Genomic DNA, 5,243 nt, shown 5'->3' on the forward strand with positions numbered 1-5,243 from the left:
TCGAAGCGCCGGATGACGCCCGAGCCGTCCAGCCCGTCCAGCTCGCCCCGCCGCAGCCAGGCGGCCACGGTCTCGGGCGCGCCCCCGGCCAGCGGGGAGCGCGCCCAGGCGACCCTCTCCTCCTCGTCCATGCCGTCTCAGTCGTAGAGCGAGCAGATGGGACAGCGCCAGCTGTGGCCCGCCGGCCGCTCGGGATGCTCCAGTCCCTGCCGCGCGAAGGCGCCGCCCGCCTCGTGGTAGAGGAGACACTCCAGGGTGAAGGCTTCCTTGGAGGTCTCGGTGAGGCGGTAGGCGAAGGCGCGGTGACGGCTGCCCAGGGCGCGCAGGCGGGCCGGCAGGTCGGCGTCGTCGCGGCCCCAGCCGGTGACGTTGCCGGCGCCGTCGTAGAGGACGAAGACGCCGGGCTTCCTCTCCAGGCGGTCCAGCTGCTCCCCCTCCAGGGGGAGCGGCCCGGTCAGCCCTTCCATGCTCACCCCTCCCGGCCCAGGCGGAAGGCGGCATGCACGGCCCGCACCGCCGCCTCCGCCATCTCGGCCCGGATCAGGCAGGAGATGCTGATCTCCGAGGTGGCGATCATCTCGATGTTGATGCCCTCGTCGCCCAGCGCCCGGAAGAGGGTGGCGGCCACCCCCGGATGCGTCACCATGCCGGCGCCCACCACCGAGAGCTTGGCCACGCCGTCGTCGGCCAGGACGCCCTCGCCGTCCAGCTCCCGGCAAGCCGCCTCCGAGGCCTGGTAGGCCGTCGCCAGGTCGTCCCGCGCCACCGTGAAGGCGATGTCGTTGAGCCGCTCGCGGGAGACGCTCTGGATGATCATGTCGACGTTGACGCCCCGCCCGGCCAGCGCGCCGAAGACCGCCGCGGCCACGCCGGGGCGGTCCGGCACCTTGAGCAGCGCGATCTTGGCCGTCTTCCGGTCGACGGTCACGCCCGAGACCGGCCGGTCGTCCTCGCCCCAACCGGGCCGGCGCAGGACGCGGGTCCCCGGCGCGTCGTCGAAGGTGGAGCGGGCCTCGATGACCACGTCGTGCTCGCGCGCGTACTCCACCGCCCGGTGCTGGAGCACCTTGGCGCCCAGGCGGGCCAGCTCCAGCATCTCGTCGTAGGAGATCTCCCTCAGCGGTCGCGCGTCCGGCACGATGCGCGGATCGGCGGTGTAGACGCCGGCCACGTCGGAGTAGATCTCGCAGCGGTCGGCGCCCAGCGCCGCCGCCAGGACCACCGCCGTGGCGTCGGAGCCGCCCCGGCCCAGCGTGGTCAGGTCGCCCCGCCGGTCGACGCCCTGGAAGCCGGTGACCACCGGCACCCAGCCGCGGTCCAGCGCCTCGCGCAGCCGCTCCGTCGCCACGGCCTCCACGCGGGCCGAGAGGTGGCGGCCGTCGGTCAGCAGGCCCGCCTGCCAGCCCGTGAAGGAGAGCGCCGGGCAGCCCATGGAGCGGAGGAGGAGCGCCATCAGCGCCGCCGACTCTTGCTCTCCGGTGGCGAGGAGTGCGTCCACCTCGCGCTCGGCCTCGGACGGCCAGCGGGCCCCGTCCGCCGGCCACCGCCCGTCGCCTGCCTCCCGCCCCGCCTCTGCCGCCGTCTCCCGCGCCAGCTCCAGCAGGGCGTCGGTTCGTCCGCCCCGCGCCGAGACCACCACCACCACGCGGTCGCCGCCGCGCCACGCTTCCAGCACCCGTCGGGCCGCCTGGCGCATCGCCGCCAGGTCGGCCACCGAGCTGCCCCCGAACTTCTGCACCCGTAGCGCCAATCCGCCGCCTCGACCTCCGCCCTCCGAGCCTTGCAACTCCGGGGAGAAGCCTTCGTCACCCGCGCGGCTTCGCCTGCCGCGGCAGCGCCTCGGCGGTGGCCCCGCTCCAGAGGGGCGGGCCCTCCCGCCGCAGGCGCCAGACTCCGCGCACCAGGCCCGCGTCCAGCGCCTCCAGCGACTCGGCCAGGGCGTCCACCGTCTCCAGCGCCGTGTAGCAAGGAAGCCCGAACTCCACCGTGGCGCGCCGCAGGCCGAAGCCCCGCCGCGAGGGGTCGAAGCCCCGGCTCGGCAGGTCGACCACACCACCCAACTGCCGCTCCGCCAGCGCCGCCAGCGCCTCGCCGTAGGTGAGGGCGACCACCTCCAGCCCGCTGACGCGCAGGCGCTCCGCCGTCCCCGGCGTGGCGAAGAGGCGGAAGCCGAGCCGCTCCAGGCGCCGGGCGCGTTCGATGAGCGCCGCCCGCAGGGCGGGGGGCGCGGAGAGGAGGAGAGTCCGCCGCGGCGGGAGGAGGCCCGCCGCCTGCAACGCCCGCGCCAGCGCCTCGCCCCGGCTGCGGCCGAAGCCCATCACCTCGCCCGTGGAGCGCATCTCCGGGCCGATCGCCACCTCCGCCCGGCGCACCTTGCCGGTGGAGAAGACCGGCGCCTTGGCCGCCACCGCGGCCGGCGGCGGGAGGAGGCCGTCCGCCTGCGCCAGCCCCAGCTCCGCCGCCGCCTGCGCCAGCGGCTGGCCCAGGGCAGCGCGGATGGCCAAGTCCACCAGCGGCACGCCCGTCGCCTTGCTGACGAAGGGGACGGTGCGCGAGGCGCGCGGGTTGACCTCCAGGACGAAGAGCTCGTCGCCGCGCAGGACGAACTGGATGTTGAAGAGGCCGCGCAGCCCCAGGGTGGCGCCGATGCGGCGCGTCACCCCCACCAGCTCGTCCAGGCTCCGCCCCTGCAGCGCGGCGGGAAGGAGCGCCACCGAGTCGCCCGAGTGGACTCCGGCGCGCTCCACGTGCTCCATCACGGCCGGGATCAGCGTCTTCTCGCCGTCGGTGACCGCGTCCACCTCCAGCTCGCGTCCCTCCACGAAGCGGTCCAGGAGGAGCGGCGCGCCAGGATGGGCGCGTTGGGCCTCCTCCAGCCAGCGCTCGAAGCTCTCCCGCTCCCGCACCACCGACATGCCGCGCCCGCCCAGGACGAAGCTGGGCCGGAGCATGAGCGGGAAGCCCAGCCGGGCCGCCACCTCGCGCGCCTCCTCGGGCGAGCGGGCGGTGCCGCCGGCCGGCTGGCGGACGCCCAGCGAGGCGAGCCAGGCGGCGCAGCGTTCCCGGTCCTCGGCCCGCGCCACCGCCTCCGGCGGCGTCCCCAGCACCGGCACCCCGGCCGCCTCCAGCCCCGCCGCCAGCTCGAGCGCCGTCTGGCCGCCGTACTGGACGAGCGCCCCCCGCACCCGCTCGCGGCGGGCGACGGCGAGCACGTCCTCCAGCGTCAGCGGCTCGAAGTAGAGCGCGTCGGCCACGTCGAAGTCGGTACTGACCGTCTCCGGGTTGTTGTTGACGATGACCGCGCGGTAGCCGGCCCGCTGCACGGCCAGGACCGCCCGCACGGCCGAGTAGTCGAACTCGATCCCCTGGCCGATGCGGATGGGCCCGGCGCCGATCACCAGCACGGACGGCCGCGGGTCGCCGGCCCCGGCCTCCGCCTCGCCCTCGCGCCGCCAGCCGCCGGCGGTCAGGCGGAACCGTGGCCGGAAGTGGGTGGAGTAGAAGTAGGGCGTCCGCGCGGGGAACTCGCCGGCGCAGCTGTCCACCTCGAGATAGCCCGGTTCCAGCCCCGCCTCCTCGCGCCGGCGCCGCACCTCCTCCTCCTCCAACCCGGCCAGGCCGGCCAGCTCGGCGTCGCCCAGGCCGGCCCGCTTCGCCTCGGCCAGCAGCCCGTCCGCCAGCGGCTCCGCGCGCACGCGCGCCAGCAGCCGGCCGAGGCGCTCCAGGCGACGCAGAAAGAAGGGGTCGATGCCCGTCGCGCGCGCCCTCTCCAGCGGGAGACCCAGGGCGAAGGCGGCCACCAGCCGCTCCAGCCGGCCGGCGTGGGGCGCCAGCGCCGCCTCCGCCACCCGGTCCGGCCCCCCCTCGTCGTGCAGGCGCTCCAGCTCGGCCAGCGCCCGGACCAGCACGGCACCCTGGTCGAGGGAGCGGAGCGCCTTGCCGAAGGCGCCCTCGAAGCTCCGGTCGATGGCCATGACCTCGCCCGTCGCCTGCATCTGCGTGCCCAGCCGCGGCTCCGCCAGGGGGAACTTGTCGAAGGGCCAGCGCGGCACCTTCAGCACCACGTAGTCGAGCGCCGGCTCGAAGCAGGCGCTGGTGCCCGTGATGGGGTTGCGTACCTCGGCCAGGCGGAGGCCCAGGGCCAGCTTGGCGGCCACCTGGGCGATGGGGTAGCCGGTCGCCTTGGAGGCCAGGGCGCTGGAGCGGCTGACGCGCGGATTGACCTCGATCACCCGGAAGGTGAAGGGCTTCCCCTGCGGCGCCACGGCGAACTGGACGTTGCAGGCGCCGACGATGCCCAGCGCGTCGACGATGCGGAAGGCGGCCTGGCGCAGCGCCTGATGCTCCAGGTCGGTCAGCGTCTGGGCGGGCGCCACCACCACGCTGTCGCCGGTGTGGATGCCCACCGGATCGACGTTCTCCATGTTGCAGACGGCGATGCAGGTGCCCTCGGCGTCGCGGAGCACCTCGTACTCGATCTCGCGCCAGCCCCAGATGCTCTCCTCCAGGAGCACCTCGCCCACCGGGCTGAGGGCGAGGCCGCGCTCCACCAGCGCCTCCATCTCTGCGGCCGTGGCCGCCAGGCCGCCGCCGGTGCCGCCCAGCGTGTAGGCCGGGCGGACCACCAGCGGCAGCCCGTGCTGGCGCGCCCAGGCTCGCGCCTCCTCCAGCGAGCGGACCGGCCGGCTGGGCGGGATGGCCATGCCCAGCTCCAGCATGGCCTCGCGGAAGGCGGCGCGGTCCTCCGCCTTCTCGATGGCCTCCAGCGGCGTGCCCAGCAGGCGGACGCCCCAGCGCTCCAGGATGCCGCTGCGCGAGAGCTCCCGTGCCAGGTTGAGGCCCGTCTGTCCGCCGAAGCCGGCAAGCAGGCCGTCCGGCCGCTCCGCGCGGATCACTTCCTCCAGCCGCCGCGCCTCCAGCGGCTCCAGGTAGACGCGGCCGCCCACCTCGGGGTCGGTCATGATGGTGGCCGGGTTGGAGTTGACCAGGACGGTCTCCACGCCGGCCTGGCGAAGCGCCCGGCAGGCCTGCGTACCCGAGTAGTCGAACTCGGCCGCCTGGCCGATGACGATGGGGCCGGAGCCGATGACCAGCACGCGGCGGACGGCGGGCGGGGCCACGGGCTCGGGGAGGGCGGGCTCAGGCAACCTCAAGCCCCCTCCAGGCGGCCACCCGGGCCACGAACTGGCGGAAGAGGGCGCGCGACTCCAGCGGTCCCGGCGCGCCTTCGGGGTGGAACTGGA

At 75.6% G+C, this 5,243-nt stretch carries 3 protein-coding genes; all 3 read right to left on the reverse strand.

Going from position 1 to position 5,243, the window contains the following annotated elements:
• Nucleotides 1-137: 137 nt before the first annotated feature.
• From K6U79_10900 to carB, 3 genes are read right to left on the reverse strand one after another with little or no spacing between them, the layout of a single operon-like run.
• Nucleotides 138-473 carry a hypothetical protein gene (locus K6U79_10900; protein ID MCL6522859.1) on the reverse strand — a complete coding sequence of 112 codons (336 nt, stop codon included), beginning with the start codon at nt 471-473 and terminating at the stop codon, nt 138-140.
• On the reverse strand, nt 470-1,750 hold the full coding sequence (locus tag K6U79_10905; GenBank protein ID MCL6522860.1) for an aspartate kinase: 1,281 nt from the start codon (nt 1,748-1,750) through the stop codon (nt 470-472). The genes K6U79_10900 and K6U79_10905 overlap by 4 nt, the downstream gene beginning before the upstream one ends.
• A gap of 55 nt (nt 1,751-1,805) precedes the next feature.
• Nucleotides 1,806-5,153 (reverse strand): carbamoyl-phosphate synthase large subunit, encoded by a 3,348-nt coding sequence (carB, locus tag K6U79_10910; GenBank protein MCL6522861.1) that lies wholly within the window; start codon nt 5,151-5,153, stop codon nt 1,806-1,808.
• Between the last annotated feature and the right edge of the window lie 90 nt (nt 5,154-5,243).

Source organism: Bacillota bacterium (assembly GCA_023511835.1).
Taxonomy (GTDB): Bacteria; Bacillota; Sulfobacillia; order JAIMAT01; family JAIMAT01; genus JAIMAT01.